Source organism: Sphingobium sp., from assembly GCA_035196065.1.
In the GTDB taxonomy this organism is placed as follows: domain Bacteria; phylum Pseudomonadota; class Alphaproteobacteria; order Sphingomonadales; family Sphingomonadaceae; genus Sphingorhabdus_B; species Sphingorhabdus_B rara.
Genome location: CP136575.1, coordinates 1978058 through 2001071 on the forward strand (window position 1 = coordinate 1978058; position 23014 = coordinate 2001071).

The window sequence follows — 23014 nt, forward strand, 5'->3', positions numbered from 1 at the left end:
ATGGCTCATGGACCCTTCATTGCCGCTGCGTTTTTGATTACCGCAATCGGCGTTCTCGGGCTTTTGGCGCAGAGCTGGCTTGCGATGCGCAAAGCCGAGGCGTTGGCCGACGATTTGAAGAAATCCCGATGAAACCCAAGCATCAAAGGCTGCTTTTGGCGGTAATCGCCTTGCTGGCGTTGATCGGGGCAGGGCTGCTGGCGGCGTCTGCCCTTCGTGAAGAAGCGAGCTATTTTTACACGCCAACCACGCTTGCCGAGGCGGATGTTCCGGCAGGCCGTGCGATCCGGCTCGGTGGCATGGTGCAGCAGGGCTCGATCAAGCGTGAAGCCGATGGCGTGACCGTTTCCTTTGTCGTTCAGGATCGCGACAAGACACAGAATGTCCGGTACCGCGGCATTACGCCCGATCTTTTTGTTGAAGGATCCGGGGTGGTCGCCGATGGCAGGTTGGCCAGCGATGGCGTGTTTGTCGCGGACAGTTTGCTGGCACGCCATGATGAAAATTACGTACCGAGAGAGCTGGAAGATATCGACATGAGTGCGGCCCAGCATAGCAAGGATAGTCTAGCAGAATGATTGCCGAACTCGGTCTGGCCGCCCTTTGGCTTGCCGCGGCTTTTGCCGTGCTTCAGGCATTTGCAGGGATCGGGCATTGGCGCGGGCTATCGCCTGCGCTGGCGTCGCTGACCAAACCCGTTGCGGTTGTGCAAGGTGCGCTTTGCCTGTTGTCTTTCGGATGTCTGGTTTGGCTTTTCGCGATCACCGATCTTTCGGTCCTGCTCGTTGCAACCAACAGCCATGTCGATAAACCGATGATCTTCAAGCTGGCGGGCACATGGGGCAATCATGAAGGCTCTATGCTGCTTTGGGTCAGCGTATTGTCGCTTTCCGGCGCCGCTATCGCATTGTTCGAACGGCGCCTTGATCAGCAGACATTGGGAGCGGCACTTTTCGCGCAGGCCCTTGTTGCGCTAGGCTTCTTCGCATTCCTTTTGTTTTCGTCGAACCCGTTTGAGCGGCTCGACCCCGCACCTGCCAGTGGAGCAGGTCTGAACCCGTTATTGCAGGATATCGGTTTGGCGTTCCATCCGCCGACGCTCTATATCGGCTATGTTGGCCTTTCAGTCGCCTTTTCCTTTGCTGTCGCTGCATTAATGACAGGTCGGATTGGCCCTGCATTTGCGCGCGCGATGCGGCCTTGGGTGCTTCTAGCCTGGATTTTCCTGACCATCGGAATCGCTGCCGGCAGTTATTGGGCCTATTATGAACTGGGCTGGGGCGGATGGTGGTTCTGGGACCCTGTTGAAAATGCCTCGCTTATGCCCTGGCTTGCCGCAACTGCGCTGCTGCATTCGGTGGCCGTTCTGGCGACCCGGGATGCGTTGCGGGCATGGACGATCATGCTGGCGCTGGTTGCCTTTGCCATGGCAATGGCTGGAACCTTCCTCGTGCGTTCGGGGATATTGACCAGTGTCCACGCTTTTGCGGTTGATCCGGAACGCGGTGCCTTCATTCTTGGCTTGCTGCTGATCTATGTTGGTGGTGCCCTCGCGCTCTTTGCATTGCGTATCGGTGTCGTGCGTGAAGGCAAGACTTTCACCCTGTTGAGCCGCGAAGGCGCGATTGTGGGCAATAACATCCTGCTTAGCGTCATTCTCGCGATCGTATTGGTAGGAACGCTCTGGCCGCTCGCAGCAGAGGCGATGGGCGACCGTATTTCGGTAGGGCCGCCCTATTTCAACCGCACGACCGTGCCGATCGGTCTTGCGCTGATGGTCTTGTTGATAATCGGCCCGATGCTGCGCTGGCGCGGGGATGAGGCCCGCAGACTAAAAACGCTCGCGCTTCCTGCTCTGGCCTTTGGTTTGTTGACTGCCGGCCTGTTTGTAACGTCGCCCAGTGCCGGTTTCTGGTCGGTGTTGGCCCTTGCAGTGGCCATCGCGACCGCAGTCGGATCCTTATTGCCGCTTTATGGCAGAAACCTTCTGCGTACCCCGATCACCATGTGGGGCATGATCATTGCGCATCTGGGGATGGCGGTCAGCATTACCGGGATGGCAACCGAATCAGGCTGGAGCAGCGAAAAGCTGGCAGCAATGCGGCCCGGAGAAACGGTGACGATTTCGGGATGGCAGGCGCGGCTTGATGAAGTCCGCCCTGTCGTTGGCGAAAACTGGGTCGCACTTGAAGGCGTGTTGCGTGTCGAGCGGGATGGCAAAACGTTGATCATGAGGCCGCAATCGCGCCAGTTCATCGATCCTGAACAGCAGACGACTGAAGCCGCACTGCTCACACGTTGGGACGGGCAGCTTTATGCGGTGATAGCGGCGCCGGCAGAGGGTGAAATCCCTGATCGCTGGCAAATCCGGCTGTGGTGGAAGCCTTATGTGACCTTGATCTGGTATGGCGGGATATTGATTGCGCTGGGTGGAGCAATGGCTCTGGTCGGCCGATCGGGGCTGTTCGCCCGTTTGCGCCGCCGCCGCAAAAGCAATCCATGGAGCAATGCATGAAGCGCAACTGGCTGTTATGGGCGCCGTTCGCCGTTTTCGCCTTTCTGGGCGGGATTTTTCTGTTCGGCCTCGTCGAACCGAAGGATGAATATGTCCGGTCGCAACTGGTTGGAAAACCTTTACCGGAATTTGTGCTGCCCGCAGCGCTTGAGGGGGTACAAGGCCTGACGCATACCGATTTCGCCGATGGCAAGCCTCGGATGCTGAACATTTTTGCCAGCTGGTGTTTGCCGTGCCAAGCAGAAGCGCCGTTTCTGGAACAGATAAAGGAAGCTGGCGTCGAAATCCACGGCATCGCGGTGAAGGATAAGCCCGAAGATGTCAGCGCGTTTCTGGTTGAACATGGCAATCCCTTTGTCCGCATCGGTGCCGATATGGACATGCTGATGCAGTTGAAACTTGGATCGTCGGGTGTACCGGAAACTTATTTGATCGACGGTAAAGGGCGGATTATCCACCAGCATATCGGCGATATTCGCGCCGAGCATGTCGCGCCGCTTATTGAAAAGCTGAAGGCCGCAAAATGAAGCGGGGCATCGTCATCGGTGGCCTTATACTGTTGACGGCCCCGCTTGCCGCGCAGCAGGGTGCGCCGCCACCAAAGGCGAATGTGCAGCTTGAAGATCCGGTGCAAGAAGCACGCGCCCTTGAACTGATGGAACGACTGCGTTGCATCCAGTGCCAAGGCCAATCGATTCATGACAGCGACGCGCCGATCGCAGGCGCAATGCGCCATGAGGTGCGCGTGCAGATCGAAGCGGGCAGGAGCGATGCTGAAATCGAATCCTGGCTGGTGCAGCGTTATGGCGAATGGATAAGTTTCGTCCCACCAACGCATGGCAGCGGTCTGTTCCTGTGGATTATGCCTCTTCTTCTTCTGGCTGCGGCGTTGCTGGTGGCGCGCGGCCGTTTCCGGAAAGAAAAAAAATGAGTGGTTGGATCGCCATGGTACTGCTTGCCGCAATGGCCGGTGGGCTTGTATTGTTTGCGTCCAAGGCTCGGAAGCTGGTCTGGCAGCCATTGCTTGCGACTTTGTGCCTCGCGATGGCGGGTTTTGCCTGGCAAGCACGCCCGGCCTTGCCTTCGGTGCCAGCGAAATCCATCGAAGCAGAACGCGGCGCTGCCGATGCACTGTTGAAAATCCGCAGCGACATGGATGTTGGATTTGGTGTTGCGAAAATGTGGCTCGTCACTGCCGACGGCTTTGCGCGGAACGGCAATTACCGTGCGGCTGCAGGTTATCTTCAGGCAGGACTACGCGAGCATCCCGAGAATCCGGACCTATGGTCTGGCCTTGGGGTGGTGCTGCTTCTGGCAAGCGATGGCGAACTGACACCACCCGCGCAATTTGCCTTTGCTCGTGCGCGGGCGCTGGGCCCAGCCTATCCTGCGCCTGACTATTTTGAGGGTCTGGCGGCGCTTTTTGCACGCAAACCCGATGAGACGCTGACGAAATGGAGGGCCGTACTGGAGCGCGCGACTCCGAAAGCCAAGTATCGCACTGCTCTGGAGTCGCAGATTAGGGGGCTTGAAGCCATGCTGACGGCCTCCAACAATGCAGATTCTATGAATAGACCTTAAATAATTCAGATATTTAAGTGGAATTTATGGCCGCTTGCTTTCGTTTGTAAGTGTGGTGGAGAAGTGCTATTCGCCCGCGCTCGCTGACTTCTTATTGAATTTGGCGGTTGGACCATTGGTATCGCCTCGGGGGGCGCATGGCAGAAACACAGATCGAAACCGCCGATAATGGAAATGGTCAGCAAGGCCATGGCGGGCATGGCCAGAAAAAAGCTTCGATACTGACGCTTTGTGTCGGCACGGTCGGTGTTGTTTTCGGCGATATCGGCACCAGCCCGATCTACGCTTTTCGCGAAACCTTTGCCGGGCATCACCCGATCAATCCGGATCCCGTACATATTGTCGGCGTTCTCAGCTTGGTCTTCTGGTCGATGATGCTGGTGGTGACGTTCAAATATGTTTTCACGATCATGAAAGCTGGCAACAAGGGCGAGGGAGGTAGTCTGGCCTTGCTCGCGCTTATCAGTCGAAAGACCGAGGGCGAGAAATGGACCGCGCCGATCATCATGCTCGGCGTGTTCGCGACCGCCTTGTTCTACGGCGACTCCATGATTACGCCCGCAATGTCGGTGCTCTCCGCGACTGAAGGGCTAAGCTATGTCCATCCCGGGTTCCGCGAATGGGTGCTGCCGATCGCCATTGCCATATTGGTGAGCCTGTTTCTCATCCAGGCCCGCGGCACGGCCAAGGTTGGCGCCTTATTCGGCCCGATCATGCTGGTCTATTTTGCGACGCTGGCCGCGCTGGGGCTGGTCTACATCGTTCACATGCCTTCCATCATTTTGGAAACGCTGAACCCGCTCAACGCCATCTACTTCTTCTATATTGATGGCTTCCGCGCCTTTGTGGCGCTTGGCGCTGTCGTGCTCGCTATCACCGGCGCCGAGGCTTTATATGCCGATATGGGCCATTTCGGGCGCCGTCCGATCAAGATTTCCTGGCTGTGGTTCGTTCTGCCGGCACTGATGCTGAACTATATGGGGCAGGGTGCGATGGTGCTGTCACTCAGCCCTGCCGAAGCGCAGCAGGTGATCAAGGACCCGTTCTTCCTGATGCTGCCCGATGCACTGCGTCTGCCGATCGTTCTGCTGGCAATCATGGCGACGATCATTGCCAGCCAAGCGGTCATCTCGGGGGCATTCTCCCTGACGCAGCAGGCGATCCAGCTTGGCTTCATGCCCCGCCTTAGTATCCGCCACACCAGCGAGAGCGAGGCAGGGCAAATTTACATTCCGACGATCAACTGGGCGTTGATGGTTATGGTCCTCATGCTTGTGCTGGTATTCCAGTCGTCGAGCAATCTTGCCGCCGCTTATGGCATCGCAGTGACCGGGGCGATGTTCATCGACACCTGCCTGATTTCGGTCGTGCTGTTGTCGTTGTGGAAATGGCCGAAGTGGAAGGCACTCCCAGTGCTGGCGATTTTCTTCATCGTCGACATCGCCTATTTCGGGTCTAACTTGATGAAGGTGCCCAGCGGCGGATATTTCCCGCTCGTCGTAGGCCTTATCATTTTCACATTGCTGACGACTTGGTCGCGCGGTCGGCAATTGATGCGCGAGCGCATGGCAGAAGCGACCATGCCGATGGAAATTTTCATCAAGTCTGCTGCAGGAAGCGCACAGCGCGTGCCGGGTACCGCGATCTTCATGGCATCAGCCAGTTCGGGTGTTCCGTCGGCCTTGCTGCACAATATCAAGCATAACCGCATCTTGCACGAAAGGGTGATCATCCTGACTGTGGAAATTGCCGAAGTGCCTTTTGTAGACCCTGCCAACCGGACGAGTTGCAAGACCTTGGGTGAAGGCTTCTATCGTGTGATCATGCGCTTTGGTTTCCTTGAGGAAACCGATGTTCCAGCCACGCTGTCGACCGTCGATCTGTGCGGGCCACCATTTGACATGATGCACACCAGTTTCTTCCTATCGCGGCAGACTCTTATCTCTTCCAAGGTGCCGGGAATGGCGATCTGGCGTGAAAAAGTCTTTGCATGGATGCTACGCAACGCTGCCAATGCGATGGAATTTTTCAAATTGCCTACGAATCGTGTCGTTGAATTGGGCAGTCAGGTAGAGATTTGATCCATTTTGGATTGAACAGCGCCAAGCCGGTTGCAATAGATATATGCCAGCGATAAGAACAAAGATAGAACTATCGCTTGGATTATGACAGTGACATCTGCACCTCTCCTCAGTCTTTGCTTTGGCAAGTCCGAAGAGGAAGTGAGAAAAACTATATTGGCTGCTGTTGCCCGCAATCCTCTGCTGTTTCTGGATGAACATGCAGGGCGCGCTGGTCGCGATCAGACAGTCATATTTGAGGGTCTATCGTTCAAGCTGCAAATCGCGCGATCTCGCAAGCCAGCTTCGGCTCCCAAGACAATATTCATCTCGACCCAGCCCGATATGATCGCAACCAGTGTCGCTATCGAGCTCGGTCCCAATCTCGCTGGTGGCCTTCGCATCCCTGCGATTGTGAAGGCATATCTTGAGTTTGCCTCGATCCTGGCGTCGGAAATTGATGCTGCCGCTGTTCGTGTTCATGCTGCCAACCTGATCTGTGGCGTTGATTATTTTCTAGAGGCGGTAACCTCTTATGTTGCCGGCGGACCGTTTCCGGCACTGGCGCTCATTGCTTTTGATCCATTGGAAAGCGGTAAAGGGTTTCAAACCACCGGGCTTGCGGCTTTTTCTGGTCAGGAGCTTGCATTTGAGGCCGACACCATGCCCAAAAGCGAGATGATGCGCAGGGTTGTCCGGTTGGTGCATGATATCGCTGCCAATGGTCCAATTGCCCATGCTGAGACATTGCCCGATATCGACGAGGGTGCCTATATTGACGTGGTACCTCCTGATGCAGGCAGTTTGATGGTGTCGGCTTATCTCCGTTTTGGAGCAAAATAGGGATTCATCGCGGGACTGTTAACGCGCACAAGTTGGTTGTGAGCAACCAACACGTCCGTTCGCCAACAGCGATTTCCTTCCGCGAAGTGCGGGGGCGTTTTCCGGTTAGCGGGTTTCATTGCCATCACATCATTCCGATCGAGATTGTCGAGCGGCGCAGCCTTGCTGTTTTTTTCGGCCATGTCCGCGCCCACGGCTTTGATCCCAATGATTTCAGCATAAACGGCACGCATCTGCCCAGCACCGAACTGCAGGCGGCGGCTTTCGGGCTGCCGCTCCACAGGGGCGGGCACCCCCGCTACAATGAAATGGTCGGTGATATGATTGCGCCTTTGACGCGCATGGATCCGATGCTTGCCAGTGCTGGACTGCGGCAATTGCAATTCAGGCTGCGCACGGCACTCCGCCCGAATCGTGCAACACCCGTCATCAGGAGCAGGGGATGCTTCCCCGCAAATGCGGACTTCCGTCGCCTAGATGCCGCAGTGGACATGTTGTGGGGGACAGCAGCGCCAGTATTGGGTGCGCCTGACCCCGCAGTACTTTCCCGCTTGGCGATGCCTTAGCTGCGCAACCGCTCGATCGCTTGGGCGAGCGCGACGTAGAGTTTGCCAACATCCGAGGACAGGATGGTAACGCCAATGGCATTGCCGTCCCTTGTGCTCAACAAAACGCGCATCATGGCTTCAAAATCATGGATATAGCGGTTCACATTCTCGCGAAACTCGGCGTCATCATCATAATGGGCGCCGACCGCCTTTACTTCACCGCTATCGAGCAGACGCACCGCGCGGCGGGTGAACACTCCGCGATCACCTTTCAGATAGGCCGCCCATGACGTATCGGTGACATCGTTCGAGAGGATCTTGGCGACATCAATTGCCGCTGAATTTAGAGACTCTGTCAGCAGAGCCATACGCCGGGTAAAGCCTTCATCGTCGATCCCGGCAAAGCTGCCATGGGCCTGAGCAATGCGCTGTTCAAGATTGCCGACCATTTCCTGAAGCTGGGCAAGCTGGTCATGAATGCGTGTATCAATGGCATCAGAGAGCGTCAGATTGCGCTGCAACGCATCCTGCATAGCCGAATCCATCGCCTGCACTTGTTCGGCGACCGCCGCGGCGAGGGCGTCTTTATTGCGCTCACTGATCGAGCCTGCAATTTCATTGAGCTCATCCTCAACAATCTTGCGACTGGATTCGGCTGCCTGCCGCGTCGTTTCGCGCACACGCAACAGAGATGCGACAAGCTGGCCATTGGCAGTTTCGACCATGTCGTCGATGACCGTGCTTGTATGGCCAAGTGCGGCCGACAATGCATCAAGCTGCTCATGCCGCTGCCCCAATGCGGTATCGGTGGCCACTGACAGGTTTTCCACCGCGCTTTGCTGCTCAGCAACAAGCCCTTCGATGGCCGCAATGCGTTCCGACAGGGTAATGGTTCCTTGGTCGGCTGCCTCTATCTCGTCAGTCAGGGCGGCGAGGATGGAGCGGTTGGCATCAAATTGTTCGGCAATTTTCTCGATGGCTAATGGCACGACGCCGCCTGCATCCGCAGCAATGCGTTCCAATAGATCGATCAGGTTTTGCGAGGTCTTGATCAACTCACTGCTATGCAGCCGGTTACCTTCCAGCGCGCCGGACAGTTCGGTATTTTTCTCAACGAGCGCGCTGACCGCAAAGGCCAGTTTGGCAATGCGATCGGTGGCGTCACTATCCAGATCAGACAGGCTTTCGCGGCTTTGATCGATGAGTTCCGAAAGCCTTGCGGCTGCCTGGATCGACGCTTCATCTTGTTGAACGACCGTCGCGGTCAACCGTTCGCAAGCCGCCTGCATCGACGCCAATATGGCATCAAGTTGCTTTTCACTTTCTTCGAGGCGCCGGTCGACATTCCGCGTCGCATCGGAAAGCCGGCGCTCGATACTGGTGATATTCTTGTCAAAACCGTCGAATAGTGGCTTGGCCGCTGTCCGGCTGTTATCGACACTTGCCTGCAAACGTGCCGCAGCAATGGTCAAACGGCTTTCCAGGTCGACCGCAGACTTTGAAATATGGCTGCCAAGTGCCGTCATGGCGTCATTCGTTGTCGCTGTCTGACTGGCAACCTGCTGAAGCGTCGTCAATATCGCCTGAATTTGGGTATGGGCACTGTTGCCCGCGATGCCGATCTGATTGGTCGCGTCTTTCGCGGCGCTGGAAACAACCGGCAAATGGTTGCGCAATTGCTCCAGATTGGTGACCGCAGCATTGCTGGTAGCCTCAAGAATTCGGGCCTTCTCGTCGGCATCGCCAAGCGCGTGGCTCAATGTCTCAGCCGCTTCGGTCAGCCGCTGTGCAGAGACGCGGCCGACGCTTTCAAGTTCACGGGCATTTTCGGCAAGGAAGGACCGGGCGAGCGAAATCTCTCCGTTGATACGCTGCATGCGTTGTTCAAGCTGTTCGCTCTCAATCCGCAATTGCAACGCCGCATCTCCAAAACGGCGAACCTCGCGCCTACTCATGCGCATGGCAATCAACCAGCACACGCCAACCAGCGCCGCCGGCACCGACCATGATACGATCAGTTCGGATATCCGCGCCGGCGCGGGTATCGCACGCAATTCGGGAAAATGTGCCCAGATGAAGAAGCCGGTCCAGCCTAAAGCGGCGACGGTCAGCACTGTAATCAATAAGATCGTCGGCCAGTTGCGCGGCTGCGGTTCATCGACAGCCTCCCAGTCGATCGCATCCAGATCGGTCGTGAAAGCCTCGTCCCGATCGAGGTTCTCGATGCTTTGATCAGCTTCACTGGCGATCAATGCTGCGTCGTGCGAAGCAGTTCCATTGCCGGAACGGCTGAGATCGATGATTTTTGACCGAGCTGCCATGGTTGGTCATTTACCATATTTTTGGCGTATCGAAACGCAAAGTTAACGGCATGGGCGATATTGATCGATTATGTCGATGGATTATGGCGCTTTTGACACAGCCTTGAATCAGGCTTCGGGTAATGACCCGGCGCTTGCCGATGAATTGCGGCAGGTGTTTCTGGAAAGCGCATGGCGGCAGCTAGATCTTCTCGGCAGGGCGCGGTGCGATGCCAATTGGCAATATAGTTGCTATCGCCTGAAGGGGCTGGCGGCGAGTTTTGGTGCCATTGAGTTAATGCGGCTTGCCGATGCAGGCGGGGCGGGAGCGCCCGGCGATCCGGTTGTTATTCGCAGAATTGGAAAATGCATCACGGAAATTGAGGACTGCATGCCGGCTGGCCGCTGACGTCGTTGCGAAGTCCATCCATCGGATTTCGCTTGGCATTTCCGACTGTGTCGCCATATCGGGCGAATGTTTGACGAAATCGTCTCGACGTCCAAAATTGAAAAGGCATTGCTCTGCGTTGATGCAGCAACCGCGCAGGAACTGGCCGGTCGCACGGTGTTAGGACAGTCCGTTCTGTTCCATCAGATCAAGTTACTTGAACGCATTGGCGTCGAGGAAATTGCAATTGCAGTAGAGACGATACCTGCCGAATATCCGGGGTTGGTAGACCGACTGCGCGCCGAAGGGATGCATGTGTCGTTGCTGCGCAGTGGGGCAGAGGTTGCAGCCTATGGCCAGTCTGCGGGGCTTTATCTTGTTCAGGATGCCGCGATTTGGGCGAGCGCAGATATTCTTTCGGGATTCATGCAATGTAGTGCGCCTGTGGTCGCTGTTCTGCAGGAGGAGCCGGGTTGGGCCGCCTTCGAGCGAATCGACCTAAACCGTCGTTGGGCAGGCATCGCGGTCGTTGATGCGACATTGCTGAAGAACAGCAGCGCATTGCCTGATGGCTGGAGCCTTGGCTCCTTCCTGATGCGCAGCGCTTTGCAGGCTGGCTATCATGATACGATGATATCAGGCCAGGCCGGCACTATCTTGCTGTATCGGGCTTCGGCAGCCACGCAATCCGATCTGGAAATGCTCGCGCGTCCGAAACGCGCAACCAGCGGAATGGTTGAAGCTGCACTGGGCCAAGTTGCCGACAAGGGGCTATCGGTTCTGGGGCACCATGGCTGGTATCGCCCGCTTGCCCAATGGACAGGTGCCACAACTGCAGTTCTGGCGTTGGTTGCTAGTATATTTCACTATGTAACAATAAGTTATATTCTTGCCCTCATATCTGTTGTCGGGCTTTATTGGCGACGGCATTTGCAATCGTCGGAATACCGCAAGGAAGAGCCTTTGTGGCAAAGCGTCGCTGTGATCGCTATCTTGCTCGCAACCTTCGCTGTCCTTCTGTCCGCGGAAACTTACATCGGCGATGCCATTTTCCACTGCGCAGTCGCCGCCGGTCTGCTCTGGTTGCATCAGCGCAGCGTGCAATCGCGCCTCGGCGCTGAACTGTCGCCATTGGTGATCGTAGTTCTGCTGTTAGGCGGCCATCTTGCGGGTTTTGGTCTGTGGTCGGTGAAACTGGTAATTGCAGCCATGCTGGCGGCATTGTTGGTGTCGCAGAAGTTAAATCCAAATTAACTGTAAACCGCTAACGAGCACCAACGAAGATGCGGAAACGGAATCTGCCTTGATCCATTCCGAAGACAGGAATTGGCTGGCCGCGGGGCTAAGCGGTGCTGCGGCGATTCGGCTGCAGGCTGGCGATGTCGGCTGCGCACTGTTTCCGCAAAGCGGCACTGCACCCAATGAGGCGCTACTCGCGACCGTCAGGTTGACGCTCTACAGGTTGGTGGCGGGTGTGGAAACGCAGCTTATCGATGCTTCGGCGGCCGAGTATCTGCCCGCGAGTTGGGAGCCTTTGTGCACGGCAGGGTTGCTGCGCGACAATGGACTGATCGATTTTTGCCTCGCGCGGCATGCAGAGCGCCAGATCCGCCTGCGATTGGGCGAGGTGGCTTGGGGTTTTGAACGGCAACTGGCGGCAACCTTGCTACACGATGCCGACCCGATACTTTCGGAAGCCGCGGCGAATGTGTTGCGCGGCGAAAATCTGGAGTTGCAGGAAAGCCCGGAGGCGCTGACTTCACAATTACCAATCGATCTTGCCCACGCGCTTGCATGGAAAGTCGTAGCAGGTCTCCAATTTACAGATAGTCCGGTTTCGGCAACGCGCGGCGAACTTGTTAAATCCTGTCAGAAATTCCTGGCGGGCCATAATGAAGGCGCAACATTGCAGAATGCTGCTGCAAAACTTGTCTTTTTCCTGCCCGAAACACGCTTGCCCGATCTGCTTGATCCGTGCCGCTCTGGGCTTGCCATATTTGTAGCATCACTTTCCCGCACGACAGGCCTGCCGCAAGATCGGCTCTACCGCCTGTTGGATCATGATCATCCGGCAGCTGCAATGCTGGCATTGCGGGCATCCGGCCTGTCTGCCGATGCAGCGATTCATGCTCTTCAAGCACTTCGACACGGCCGCTTTGGCGATGATCGCTATGCCGTCAGCTATGATGAGCTTGCCGGAATAGCGCAGGCTGATGCGTCGGCTGCACTTTCCCAATTCATGTCTGGCGGATCGGATATCTGATGCGTCGGCCAGGCTTTCTCGCTTTCAGTATTGAGGCGCAAGTAGACGCCCACGGCAAGTTGTTGTCGGCTGATCCGCACCTTGCAAGGTTGCATCTGGCCAATGGCGGCATTGAGGGCGGCAAGCTTGCCATTCCGGGGCTCTTCAATCTTACTCAGCTCAGCTGGCGAACCGGGTCAACGCTGGAACGGCCGGTGCGTGCCGCAGACGGCGAACGTGACTTGATGCTTTGGACCAAAGCTGTTCGGAAAGACGACATCGTCCTGCTTTCGATTTCAGGCTGGCAGGAACAGGCCCCGTCTGCTGCCGTCCCATCTATGTCACATCAGGCGCACATTCGCGAACCAGCCGAGAGGCAGCGCGCCGACATGGCGCTAGATCAAAAGGGATATGTTCTTCAGGCGGCACCTTGGCTGACCAGGCAGTTCGGCGTCGCGATGGTTGCGCGCGAACTAGCGGATAGTTTCGAACGCGTTGATGGCGAGGCCAAACCGATCTGGGAAGCGGTGGCAGATCCGGTCCGCATTCGCTCTCGCCATACAGGCGAGGTCTATGATGTTTCGGCTTCACCGATCGAGACGGCTGATGGACGTGTGACAGGCTATGGGCTTACTTTTGCCGACATTCCCCATCAGGCCGAAGGTCAGGACTCGCCCGCTGCGCCAAAGCAGATCGGGTTTGGACGACATTTCGCAAACGCCGTGCGCCAGCCACTCAGCCGGATCATCGCGAACGCCGAAACCATCCGTTCGGTATCTGACGGACGGCTTCAGGAGAATTACCTCGCTTATGCGCAGGATATTTCGGCTGCAGCAACGCACCTAAACGAGTTGATTGGCGATCTGGAAGATCTGGACGCCATCGATCGCGAGGATTTTCGCGTCGCATCCGAACGGGTTGAATTGGGCGATATTGCCCGGCGTGTGGCAGGACTGCTGGCACTAAAGGCGGCGGATCATCATATCCACCTCGTCCTGCCTGATCCGGTTGCAAAGGTTGAAACAGTTGGCGAGTTTCGCCGAGTTTTACAGATTGTGCTAAATCTTGTCGGCAACGCAATCCGTTACGCGCCGGGAGGAAGCAGCGTTCATATCCGTTTGAGTAATCAGCCGCCGTCCATATCGGTTTGTGACGAGGGCAGGGGCGTTCCCATGGACGACCGGGAGCGGATTTTCGGGAAGTTCGAGCGTCTCGGCCGCAGCGGCGATGGCGGAAGCGGGCTTGGCCTTTATATTTCGCGGCGGCTTGCGCGCGCGATGAAAGGCGATATCGAGATCGCCGAGGCTCCGGAAGGCGGAGCGATGTTTACGCTCCACCTTCCGGCTTATTCGGCAAATTAGCGGCTTTCGACCGGGATATAGCTGCGCGGGGCAGGGCCGGTATAAAGCTGGCGTGGACGGCCGATCTTCTGACCGGGGTCCGAAATCATTTCATTCCACTGGGCCACCCAGCCGACGGTGCGGGCGAGGGCGAACAGAACGGTGAACATCGTGGTCGGGAAGCCGATCGCCGACAGGATGATTCCCGAATAGAAGTCGACATTCGGGAACAGCTTTTTCTCGATGAAGTAGGGATCGTTGAGAGCCATTTCCTCAAGCTGGAGCGCCACGTCGAAGATCGGATCACTGACCTTAAGGGCAGTCAGCACTTCGCGGACGGTTTTCTGCATCACAGTCGCGCGGGGATCATAGTTTTTGTAAACACGGTGGCCAAAGCCCATCAGGCGGAACGGATCATTCTTGTCCTTGGCGCGCTCGATATAATGCGGAATCTTGTCAGGTGTGCCGATTTCACGAAGCATATTCAGGGCCGCTTCGTTTGCACCACCATGGGCCGGGCCCCAAAGGCAGGCGATGCCGGCAGCGATGCAGGCAAAGGGATTCGCACCCGACGAGCCGGCAAGACGCACGGTCGAGGTTGAAGCGTTCTGCTCATGGTCTGCATGGAGGATGAAAATGCGGTCTAGCGCCTGTTCGACCGCCGGATGCACTTCGTAGGGCTCCGCTGGAACGCCGAACGTCATGCGCAGGAAGTTGCCGGTGTAGGACAGGCTGTTGTCAGGATACATGAACGGCTGACCAACCGAATATTTATAGGCCATGGCGGCGATGGTCGGCATCTTTGCGATCAAACGGTGGCTGGCGATCTTGCGCTGCACCGGATCGGCAATGTCGGTGGAGTCATGATAAAATGCTGAGAGCGCGCCGACTACGCCGCACATGATAGCCATCGGGTGCGCATCACGGCGGAACCCGCGATAAAATGTCGCCAGTTGTTCGTGCAACATCGTATGGCGCGAAATAGTATGGCTGAATTCGTCCAGCTCCGATTTCGAAGGCAGTTCGCCGTTCAGAAGAAGATAAGAAACTTCCATGAAGTTCGACTCTTCGGACAGCTCCTCAATCGAATAGCCGCGGTGAAGCAGCACGCCTTCGTCGCCATCGATATAGGTCAATTGGCTTTCGCAGCTTGCAGTCGAAGTGAAGCCCGGGTCGAAGGTGAAGCAATCGGATTGTGCATACAGCTTGCGGATATCGAGCACATCCGGCCCGACAGTACCCGAAATAACCGGCAGATCGATATTGGTGTTACCGATGCTGAGAGTTGCAGCCTTTTCAGTCATTATCATTCCATTCGCGAACCCGGCCGGGGAAAGCCGATAACCAAATCTGGCCAGTGGTGCAGTGCGATTCTATTTGCTTTTCATCGACTTGCATTCGCCACAGGCGGTGGGAGACGAAGACCGCATCATGCCCGGTTGATACCTGTCAAAAAGCGGTTGTCGGCGCTTCCATTGCGCAGTTTTGTGCGGCGCGTCAAGGGCGTCTGAAAGCGCTTGTTTATCGTTGAAAGACAAGGATAATGGGCGGGGTGGTGGCGTTTCGGTTTCCGGATGGATCGCGCCATGCCCAGCATCAATGAGACGGTTGAATTGGAGGCAGTGGGCATAAAGCCCTCGTCCTTCGGTCAACCGTTTCCAGCGGTGGATGATTGGCTCGATAGCGAGCGAGAGCAATTGCCGCTTTTCATTCCGGTGGCACTCGGCCTTGGCATGGCGCTTTGGCAGGTTCAGGGCGCAGCCGCCGCGCTCCCCCTGTTTCTGGTATGCGCAGGTTGCCTGTTTTTTGCAGCGTCAGCCGGCCACGAAACCCGCTTCGGATACTGCCTCGCCGTAGCTGCACTGCTGGTCGGCCTCGGCTTTGCGATAATCTCAGGAAAAGCGCACATGGTTGGTGCAACGCCGCTACAAAAACCATGGGTCGGCACCGTCATCGGAAAGGTCGAAAATGTTGAGGAAGTCTCGGCACGGGAGATGGTTCGTTTCCGGTTGCGCTTGAGTGAACATGGCGATTTGCCGGAGGTGGTGCGCGTCAATGTTCAAGAGGATGCGATAGGTTCAGATTTTGCGCCTGGAACGATCATCAAAGTGAAAGTCCGTTTGATGCCGCCGCCTGGCCCGCAACTGCCCGGCAGTTATGATTTTGCACGCACCGCCTGGTTTGCGCAGATCGGAGCGACCGGACGGGCTATCGGACCAATCACGCTTGTTGCCTTGCCCGAACGGGTTAGCAATTTCTGGAATGTTGCACGCAATGCCACGGCGGCGCGGATTGAACGCTCGCTTGGCCCCGAATCGGGTCCGGTCGGAGCGGCGCTGCTTGTCGGTGCCCGCGGGAGCATCAGCGAAGCCGACGCTGAGGCCTTGCGCAATTCTGGAATGGCGCACCTGCTATCAGTAAGCGGACTGCATGTAACGGCGGTTGTGGGCGCTGTCTTCATTCTGCTGTCCGGGCTGCTGGCGCTTTGGCCATGGCTCGCGTTGCGGTTGCCGGTGCCATTATTGGCCGCTGGTGGATCAGCATTGGTGGCAGTGCTTTACACGCTTTTGACCGGTGCGGAGGTTCCTACTGTGCGGGCCTGCATCGCCGCACTGCTAATCCTTATTGCCATGGCGCTTGGCAGAGAGGCGTTATCGATGCGCCTGCTCGCTGCGGGCGCAACCTTTGTTCTGCTCTTTTGGCCTGAATCGCTCGCTGGGCCGAGTTTCCAGCTGAGTTTCGCTGCGGTCGGCACGATCATCATGCTTCACAACAGCGGTTTTGCGCAGCGGTTTTTGGCCGGACGGGACGAAGCGATGCTGTTAAAACTTGGGCGCGGGCTTGTGGCGCTTTTGCTCACTGGATTGGCAATAGAGGCAGTGCTCGCCCCGATCGCGCTGTTCCATTTTCATAAGAGCGGTCTTTATGGGGCACTTGCGAACATCATTGCGATACCTGCGACGACATTTGTCGTGATGCCGGCAGAACTGCTGGGGCTGTTGCTCGATGCGATCGTGCCGGGGGCGGGTTCCCCATTCTGGTGGGTTGCATCGCAGGGAATCCAATTGATTCTGTGGATCGCCCATAGCGTCAGCGCTGCGCCAGGCGCGGTTGCGCTGCTGCCTGAAATGCCGCTTTGGTCCTTTGGTGTTGCCGCGATCTGTTTGCTGGTAATGGCGCTGCTCAAGACCCGGTGGCGTTGGGTGATGCTGATACCATGCAGCGTGGCGATTGTGGCGATGGTTTCGGCGCCGCGACCCGATCTGTTGCTCACCGGAGATGGCCAACATTTGGCAGTAAAAACCGACAAAGGCCAATTGGCGCTGCTGCGTGCGGGGGCAGGGGACTATGCGCGCTCAATTTTGGGTGAGACCGCGGCGATCGCAGGCGACGCTGTTCCACTTGATGACATGCCGGGTGCGCGCTGCAATGGCGACGGTTGCAGCTTCGTCCTAGAACGCGGGGGACGAAGCTGGCGCATCATCGCCATCCGATCTCGCTATATGCTGCCGGCAATGGAACTGGCGGCGGCGTGTCGGCGCGCAGATATTGTCATTAGCAGCCGGCGTTTGCCGTGGAGTTGCAAACCGCTTTGGCTGAAGGCTGATCGTGCAATGCTCGAACAAACGGGTGGTCTCGCCTTTTATCTTTCCCAAGGTCGAGTCACCACCGTCGCATCCGAAAATGCACACCACCCATGGTCGGCTTATGCGCCAGTCCGTATCGCGGAACGGGAAGCGGCGCGCAAAAAAGAAAGGGCGGCGAGAAATATCCCGCCGCCCAAAAGCTCACTCGAGATTATTGATCAGTGATAGCGGCGCAGCAGGCCGGCGAGACGTCCCTGAACCTCAACTTCATGCGGATCATAATATTGCGGATCATAGCTGCTATTTGCAGGATCAAGACGGATTTTCTGACCTTCGCGGCGCAGATATTTGAGCGTTGCTTCTTCGCCGCGGACAAGGGCGACTACGATTTCACCATCACGCGCAGTCTGGGTTTTGCGGATGAGCGCATAGTCGCCGTCGAGAATGCCAGCCTCGACCATGGAATCACCGGATACCTCAAGAGCATAATGCTCTCCGCTGCCGAGCAATGCCATCGGAACTGAGAGCGAATTCTGACCTTCCAACGCTTCAATCGGAACGCCGGCAGCAATTTTGCCATGCAGGGGAATTTCAATGACGTCGTTGGCGGCAACCGGAATGTGGCGCGCAGGTTGTGAATTGGCACGACGGTCTGCCAGACTGACAATCTTGCTGTTGACCGCCTCATCCTTGGGAAGAGGTCTGCTGCTTCCGCCTTCGGGCATTTTCACCACTTCAAGTGCGCGGGCGCGATTGGGAAGGCGGCGCAGAAAACCGCGTTCTTCAAGTGCGCCGATCAAACGGTGGACACCGGATTTGCTCTTGAGATCGAGCGCCTCTTTCATCTCTTCGAATGAAGGCGAAACGCCTGACGCCTCTAGCCTTTCGTGGATGAATGTAAGGAGGGCATGCTGTTTCGAGGTCAACATCATTTGTTCCTGCGCTGTTGAACAGATGTGGAACGATTAGGAAACAAAAGGGGTGGCTGTCAAGCCTTTCATCCAGAAGAACCAGAGCTATATTATCGGGTAATAGCCGACCTTCTGACCCGCTTGCACGGCGGGCGCAGAAATATCTCTTATTATCAGTGCATTAGATAAAGATAGCGCGGCCAGCATGGCGCTGTCATTTGCACCGACAGGCAGCAACTGCCCATCGACCAGACAGGCGCGCAAATGGTCCGTTCGCGGCCCGTTTGCGGGCAAATCCACACCCACAGGCGCGCTGAGTCGGAGTGGAAGCGGTGCAGCGCTGCCAGCCAGATGACGCACCAATGGCAGCAGCAGCAGGAATGCGGTGACAAAGGCTGATACCGGATTGCCCGGCAGGCCCAGCATGATGGCATCGCTCAACCGACCTGCAATGACCGGCTTTCCCGGACGCATCGCAATTTTCCAGAAATCGATATTGCCGCCTGCAGCCTTGAGAGCGGGAACGATCAGATCATAATCGCCCACCGACGCCCCGCCGGTGGTGACAATGATGTCATGGCCGGCAAGCACGGCAAAATGCCGGGTGAGCACCGCAAGATCATCGGGCACGGACGAAAATTCGGTGATATCAACCGGAAGGTCACGCAACATCGCGGCCAGCATGACGCCATTGGAAGAGGGTATCTGGTCATCGGCGCAGGGCAAGCCGGGCGCGATCAGTTCATCGCCTGTTGAAAGCAGCGCAATCTTCAGTCGCCGCCTAACCAGCAATTCCCCATGCCCCGCCATAGCCGCCAGCGCTAGGTGGCGGGCGTGCAACTCCGCCCCGCCAGGCACCAGGACCGCACCTTTTTGAAAATCACCGCCGGCGTGGCGCACATTATGCCCCGCCTTTTTGGAGGGTTCGCCAGTCAGCAGCACTTTATCGCCGTCGCGCGTGACATTTTCCTGAATGATAACTGTGTCGCAGTCATCGGGCATCACCGCGCCTGTGAAGATGCGCACAGCATCGCCTTGCCCGATCAAACCGGTAAAGCGCCGACCGGCGGCACTTTCACCGATCACCCGCCATGGGCCGTCGCCATCGGCAAAGCGTACTGCATAACCATCCATTGCCGAAAGATCGCAGGCTGGCTGGGTACGCAGCGCCAGCACATCCTCCGCCGCCCACCGCCCCGCGGCCTCTGCAAGGGGAACGCGCTCGGTTTCGACCGGGTCTTTCAGCGCAAAAATCCGCGCCTGCGCCTCTTCCAGCGCAATCATTCCGCGCGCCAGTCGCCCGATTTGCCGCCGCTTTTCGAAAGCAACCGTACATCTGAAATCACCATGGCTTTGTCGATCGCCTTGGCCATGTCATAAATGGTGAGGAGCGCGATCGAAGCTGCTGTCAGCGCCTCCATTTCCACTCCGGTCTGGCCGGTCAGCCGGGCAAGGGCGGTGACGCGGATGCCAGCTGCCTCAAATTCGAAATCGACCGCAACTTTGGACAGTGCGAGCGGATGGCATAGCGGGATCAACTCGCTCGTCTTTTTAGCCGCCATGATGCCCGCGATTCGCGCTGTCGCCAGCACATCGCCTTTCTTCACCGCGCCGTCACGGATAGCCGCCAAAGCCTCTGCCGACATGGTGATGCGTCCTTCGGCAATCGCTTCGCGCATCGTGGCATTTTTGGCGGAGATATCGACCATCGCGGCATTGCCGGCATCATCAAGATGGGTCAATTTGGTCATGCGCCGTTCAATAGCATATGGGTCGCATATTCAACATCATCTTGCCGCATCAGGCTTTCGCCGACAAGGAAGGTCCGCACCCCGCTTTGGGCCATGCGCATACAGTCGGCATGATTTGAAATGCCGCTCTCGCATACCAGCAGCACATCGTCCGACACCATGCCTGCCAAGCGCTCCGTGGTAGCCAGATCGACCTCAAAGGTCTTGAGATTGCGGTTGTTCACCCCGATCAGACGCGATTGGAGCCGCGTTAGCGCGCGCTCCATCTCTGCCTCGTCATGCACCTCCACCAGCACGTCTAGGCCCTGATCGCGCGCTGCCGCCTCGATCTCCGACATTTCAGCATCTTCCAGCGCAGCGACGATGATCAATATGGCATCGGCCCCCATCGCACGCGCTTCGGCGCATTGCCATGGATCGACCATGAAGTCTTTGCGGATCACGGGCAGGTCGCACGCCGCACGCGCCGCGATCAGATAATCCTCATGCCCTTGAAAATAGGGCGCATCGGTGAGCACTGAAAGACAAGCCGCCCCACCAGCCTGATAAGCGCGGGCATGGGCGGGCGGATCAAAATCGGCACGGATAAGGCCCTTGCTGGGGGAGGCTTTCTTGATCTCCGCGATCAGGGCGAAGCCGCTGGCGGATTTTGCGCGCAAGGCGGCCTCAAAGTTGCGCACAGGCATGGGCACAGACCAATGCGCCAAGCCCTGCAGCTTCCGCTGGGCAACTTCAAGGCGCTTTGTCGCGCAGATTTCGCTTAGCTTATCGGTCATTCAGTTTCGTCTGCCCATAGAATGATGCCGCGCACCACAAGTGCAAGGCCACTGAAAAAGCTAAGCCATGTCAGCCAGTTCAATTCGAGTCCCTGCGGCATATTGATACTGACAACACCGGCAATGTCAGAAATGGTGAAGATTATCGCACCAACAACCAAGGGCCAGAACGGGAATCTGCTCAGCATTGCAAGCCCCGCAACCACCAAAGAAAAAAGCGGAAATACCAGCTCAAGGGCAGACATATCCAATCCCTGTGTAGCATAAAAATGTATCGCCATCCCGACCAATGGAATGGCCAAGGCCCCTAGAACCGTGGTGAGGGTGCGCTTTTCGACAGACTGGCACTTCAAATAGCCAATAGCCGCGATGCAATGTGCAGTGGCGAAGATAAAGCCTGACACGAAAGCATATCCCATGGCCAATACTATGTCCGCAAGCCAAATGACCGCAAGGGAGAGCGTCAACAGCCGAACCGCCCGAGATTGCGCGACGACCCATGCGCTGATCACCAGTAGGCCAGTTGCGACTGCTTTCAATCCGATGATTATCGGCTTCGACCAGCTTGCAAATTCGTGCAATGCAACGCCAGATCGTCCTAGCGCTCCAGCCCAATAGATCAGGCCAAAGACGATGGCTGCAAACCAAAGATAAAGAGCGACGCGGTTGGCCTTACGCAATGGGATAGGGGTGCTGGTCATGCTTCGCCGTAGAATAGCGGATGAAAACTGACAATCGTCGCTGGCTCGGCTACGCCAAGCGGCAAAATCTGGTAAAATTCGGGAGGCTCTCCCTCGGGGGCAATGTCAGGGAAGCCCAACCAACCGAAACGGCTGTAGTAGGTGGGGTTGCCAACCAAGACGCAGCCAGCGGCGCTTTTCTCGCGCATCCATGCTTTGGCGGCTTCGATCATTTTTGTGCCAATGCCCTGTTTCTGTGTCTCTGGGGCAACCGATATTGGCCCAAGTGCAAACCAGCCTGGCGACTCGTCCGCTGCAAAGGCAGGCGTCAAAGTAAGCTGGCCGACGATTTTGCCATCCAGCTCTGCCACCAATGAAAGCGCCAGGGCCCCTGCTTTCCGGAAACGTGCAGGCAACAGTTGCTCGTCACCCCCCGCATAGGACATTGTCGCAAATGCGCGCTTTGTAACGTCGTGAATTGCCTGAATATCTTCCGGGCGCTCAGAGCGAATGAGGACGTCGGTCAAAACCGCACCCAGCAATCGAGCAAAGCTTTGGCCAAACCCTTGTCTATCACTTCCCGCGCTTCTTCTACACCCGAATGCCAGTCATCTGCATGGCCGGCGACCATCAGCGCCGCGGCGCTGTTGAGGAGGACGGCATCGCGATAGGCGGCATCTTGCGCAGTTTCCTGCATGCCGGCCAGCAGGCGGCGGAGAGCTAAGGCATTATATTGTGCATCCCCGCCCTTCAGCGCTTCGGCTTCATGGCGGTTCAGACCTGCGTCTTCCGGGCTTATCCTTGCTGCCATTTGGCCTAGCCGCACGACAGTGCTGGGCCCCGATATGGAGATTTCGTCCAGCGGTTCGTCGCCGGCCACAAGCATGGCATCCTCATAGCCCAGAAGTTCCAGCGCCCCGGCATAGACCGGCAGGAAATCGGGTCGGGCAACGCCGATCAACTGGCGTTTGACGCCAGCAGGATTGCAGGCGGGACCGCAGAGGTTGAAGATGGTACGTCGCCCGATGTCTTTGCGGATCGGGGCAAGGCGACCAAGGGCAGGGTGGTATTTCTGCGCAAAAAGGAAGGCGATGCCAAGGTCGGCAAGTGTTGCCTCGGCCGTTTCAGCAGCGCGGTCGAGATTCAGGCCCAAGGCCTCCAGCGTATCCGCGCCGCCCGCCTTGCTCGATGCCGCCCGGTTGCCATGCTTGGCAACTGGCACGTCGCAGGCGGCCACAACGATGGCGACTGCGGTCGAGACATTCAGACTATGCGCCCCGTCACCGCCCGTACCACAGACATCGATTGCACCTTCGGGTGCGGTGACACGGATCATCCGCGCACGCATCGCCCGGATTGCCCCTGCAATCTCTTCGGGCGTCTCGTTCCGATCTGCCATTTCGATCAAGACGTCCTTGATCTCTGCATCGGGCATTGCGCCGTCGAGCATCTGTCCGAACAGCGTTTCGGATTGGGTAAGGGAAAGGGTCAT

The 23014-nt window shown here is 57.2% G+C and carries 23 protein-coding genes; 14 read left to right on the forward strand and 9 right to left on the reverse strand.

Annotated elements, in window-relative coordinates:
• The 9 genes from ccmD (at position 1) to RSE16_09535 (ending at position 7565) form a co-directional block, all read left to right on the forward strand.
• Positions 1 to 132 (forward strand): heme exporter protein CcmD, encoded by a 132-nt coding sequence (gene ccmD / locus RSE16_09495; protein ID WRH74948.1) that lies wholly within the window; start codon positions 1 to 3, stop codon positions 130 to 132.
• Positions 129 to 578, forward strand: a complete 450-nt coding sequence (gene ccmE, locus RSE16_09500) for a cytochrome c maturation protein CcmE (protein ID WRH74949.1) — start codon at positions 129 to 131, stop codon at positions 576 to 578. The genes ccmD and ccmE overlap by 4 nt, the downstream gene beginning before the upstream one ends.
• Positions 575 to 2515, forward strand: coding sequence for a heme lyase CcmF/NrfE family subunit (locus RSE16_09505; GenBank protein WRH74950.1), 1941 nt, complete (start codon positions 575 to 577; stop codon positions 2513 to 2515). Before ccmE ends, RSE16_09505 begins: the two co-directional genes overlap by 4 nt.
• Complete coding sequence (locus tag RSE16_09510; protein WRH74951.1) at positions 2512 to 3042, forward strand: redoxin family protein; 531 nt, start codon at positions 2512 to 2514, stop codon at positions 3040 to 3042. Before RSE16_09505 ends, RSE16_09510 begins: the two co-directional genes overlap by 4 nt.
• Positions 3039 to 3446, forward strand: coding sequence for a cytochrome c-type biogenesis protein (locus tag RSE16_09515; protein ID WRH74952.1), 408 nt, complete (start codon positions 3039 to 3041; stop codon positions 3444 to 3446). The genes RSE16_09510 and RSE16_09515 overlap by 4 nt, the downstream gene beginning before the upstream one ends.
• Positions 3443 to 4096: a tetratricopeptide repeat protein gene (locus tag RSE16_09520; GenBank protein ID WRH74953.1), complete on the forward strand. Its 654-nt coding sequence runs from the start codon at positions 3443 to 3445 to the stop codon at positions 4094 to 4096. Before RSE16_09515 ends, RSE16_09520 begins: the two co-directional genes overlap by 4 nt.
• 137 nt (positions 4097 to 4233) lie before the next feature.
• On the forward strand, positions 4234 to 6177 hold the full coding sequence (locus RSE16_09525) for a potassium transporter Kup (GenBank protein WRH74954.1): 1944 nt from the start codon (positions 4234 to 4236) through the stop codon (positions 6175 to 6177).
• Between the two features lie 90 nt (positions 6178 to 6267).
• Positions 6268 to 6999, forward strand: a complete 732-nt coding sequence (locus tag RSE16_09530; GenBank protein WRH74955.1) for a hypothetical protein — start codon at positions 6268 to 6270, stop codon at positions 6997 to 6999.
• Positions 7000 to 7037: 38 nt separating this feature from the next.
• A complete protein-coding gene (locus RSE16_09535) occupies positions 7038 to 7565 on the forward strand; it encodes an AHH domain-containing protein (protein ID WRH74956.1) in 528 nt (175 codons plus the stop codon).
• Here RSE16_09535 and RSE16_09540 read toward each other — a convergent pair.
• Positions 7562 to 9868 (reverse strand): hypothetical protein, encoded by a 2307-nt coding sequence (locus tag RSE16_09540; GenBank protein WRH74957.1) that lies wholly within the window; start codon positions 9866 to 9868, stop codon positions 7562 to 7564. The genes RSE16_09535 and RSE16_09540 overlap by 4 nt on opposite strands.
• 70 nt (positions 9869 to 9938) lie before the next feature.
• Between RSE16_09540 and RSE16_09545 the strand changes: the two genes are divergently transcribed.
• From RSE16_09545 to RSE16_09560, 4 genes are all read left to right on the forward strand, one after another.
• Positions 9939 to 10256 carry an Hpt domain-containing protein gene (locus RSE16_09545; GenBank protein WRH74958.1) on the forward strand — a complete coding sequence of 106 codons (318 nt, stop codon included), beginning with the start codon at positions 9939 to 9941 and terminating at the stop codon, positions 10254 to 10256.
• Between the two features lie 66 nt (positions 10257 to 10322).
• The gene (locus RSE16_09550; protein WRH74959.1) at positions 10323 to 11489 is read left to right on the forward strand and encodes a hypothetical protein; all 1167 of its coding nucleotides are present in this window, start codon (positions 10323 to 10325) and stop codon (positions 11487 to 11489) included.
• A gap of 49 nt (positions 11490 to 11538) precedes the next feature.
• Positions 11539 to 12498, forward strand: coding sequence for a hypothetical protein (locus RSE16_09555; GenBank protein ID WRH74960.1), 960 nt, complete (start codon positions 11539 to 11541; stop codon positions 12496 to 12498).
• Complete coding sequence (locus tag RSE16_09560) at positions 12498 to 13838, forward strand: HAMP domain-containing sensor histidine kinase (GenBank protein WRH74961.1); 1341 nt, start codon at positions 12498 to 12500, stop codon at positions 13836 to 13838. Before RSE16_09555 ends, RSE16_09560 begins: the two co-directional genes overlap by 1 nt.
• Here the strand turns inward: RSE16_09560 and RSE16_09565 are convergent.
• Entirely contained in the window at positions 13835 to 15121 is a 1287-nt protein-coding gene (locus tag RSE16_09565; GenBank protein ID WRH74962.1) for a citrate synthase, read from the reverse strand. The two genes, RSE16_09560 and RSE16_09565, sit on opposite strands and share 4 nt — an antisense overlap.
• Positions 15122 to 15403: 282 nt before the next feature.
• Between RSE16_09565 and RSE16_09570 the strand changes: the two genes are divergently transcribed.
• Entirely contained in the window at positions 15404 to 17629 is a 2226-nt protein-coding gene (locus RSE16_09570; GenBank protein WRH74963.1) for a ComEC/Rec2 family competence protein, read from the forward strand.
• Here the strand turns inward: RSE16_09570 and lexA are convergent.
• The 7 genes from lexA to trpD form a co-directional block, all read right to left on the reverse strand.
• The gene (gene lexA, locus RSE16_09575; protein ID WRH77337.1) at positions 17623 to 18333 is read right to left on the reverse strand and encodes a transcriptional repressor LexA; all 711 of its coding nucleotides are present in this window, start codon (positions 18331 to 18333) and stop codon (positions 17623 to 17625) included. The two genes, RSE16_09570 and lexA, sit on opposite strands and share 7 nt — an antisense overlap.
• An 87-nt stretch (positions 18334 to 18420) precedes the next feature.
• On the reverse strand, positions 18421 to 19599 hold the full coding sequence (locus RSE16_09580) for a molybdopterin molybdotransferase MoeA (GenBank protein WRH74964.1): 1179 nt from the start codon (positions 19597 to 19599) through the stop codon (positions 18421 to 18423).
• The gene (gene moaC / locus RSE16_09585) at positions 19596 to 20066 is read right to left on the reverse strand and encodes a cyclic pyranopterin monophosphate synthase MoaC (protein WRH74965.1); all 471 of its coding nucleotides are present in this window, start codon (positions 20064 to 20066) and stop codon (positions 19596 to 19598) included. Before moaC ends, RSE16_09580 begins: the two co-directional genes overlap by 4 nt.
• On the reverse strand, positions 20063 to 20842 hold the full coding sequence (gene trpC, locus RSE16_09590; GenBank protein WRH74966.1) for an indole-3-glycerol phosphate synthase TrpC: 780 nt from the start codon (positions 20840 to 20842) through the stop codon (positions 20063 to 20065). Before trpC ends, moaC begins: the two co-directional genes overlap by 4 nt.
• Positions 20839 to 21522: a hypothetical protein gene (locus RSE16_09595; GenBank protein WRH74967.1), complete on the reverse strand. Its 684-nt coding sequence runs from the start codon at positions 21520 to 21522 to the stop codon at positions 20839 to 20841. Before RSE16_09595 ends, trpC begins: the two co-directional genes overlap by 4 nt.
• A 17-nt stretch (positions 21523 to 21539) precedes the next feature.
• Complete coding sequence (locus RSE16_09600) at positions 21540 to 22049, reverse strand: N-acetyltransferase (protein ID WRH74968.1); 510 nt, start codon at positions 22047 to 22049, stop codon at positions 21540 to 21542.
• Positions 22046 to 23014 carry an anthranilate phosphoribosyltransferase gene (gene trpD, locus RSE16_09605; GenBank protein WRH74969.1) on the reverse strand — a complete coding sequence of 323 codons (969 nt, stop codon included), beginning with the start codon at positions 23012 to 23014 and terminating at the stop codon, positions 22046 to 22048. The genes RSE16_09600 and trpD overlap by 4 nt, the downstream gene beginning before the upstream one ends.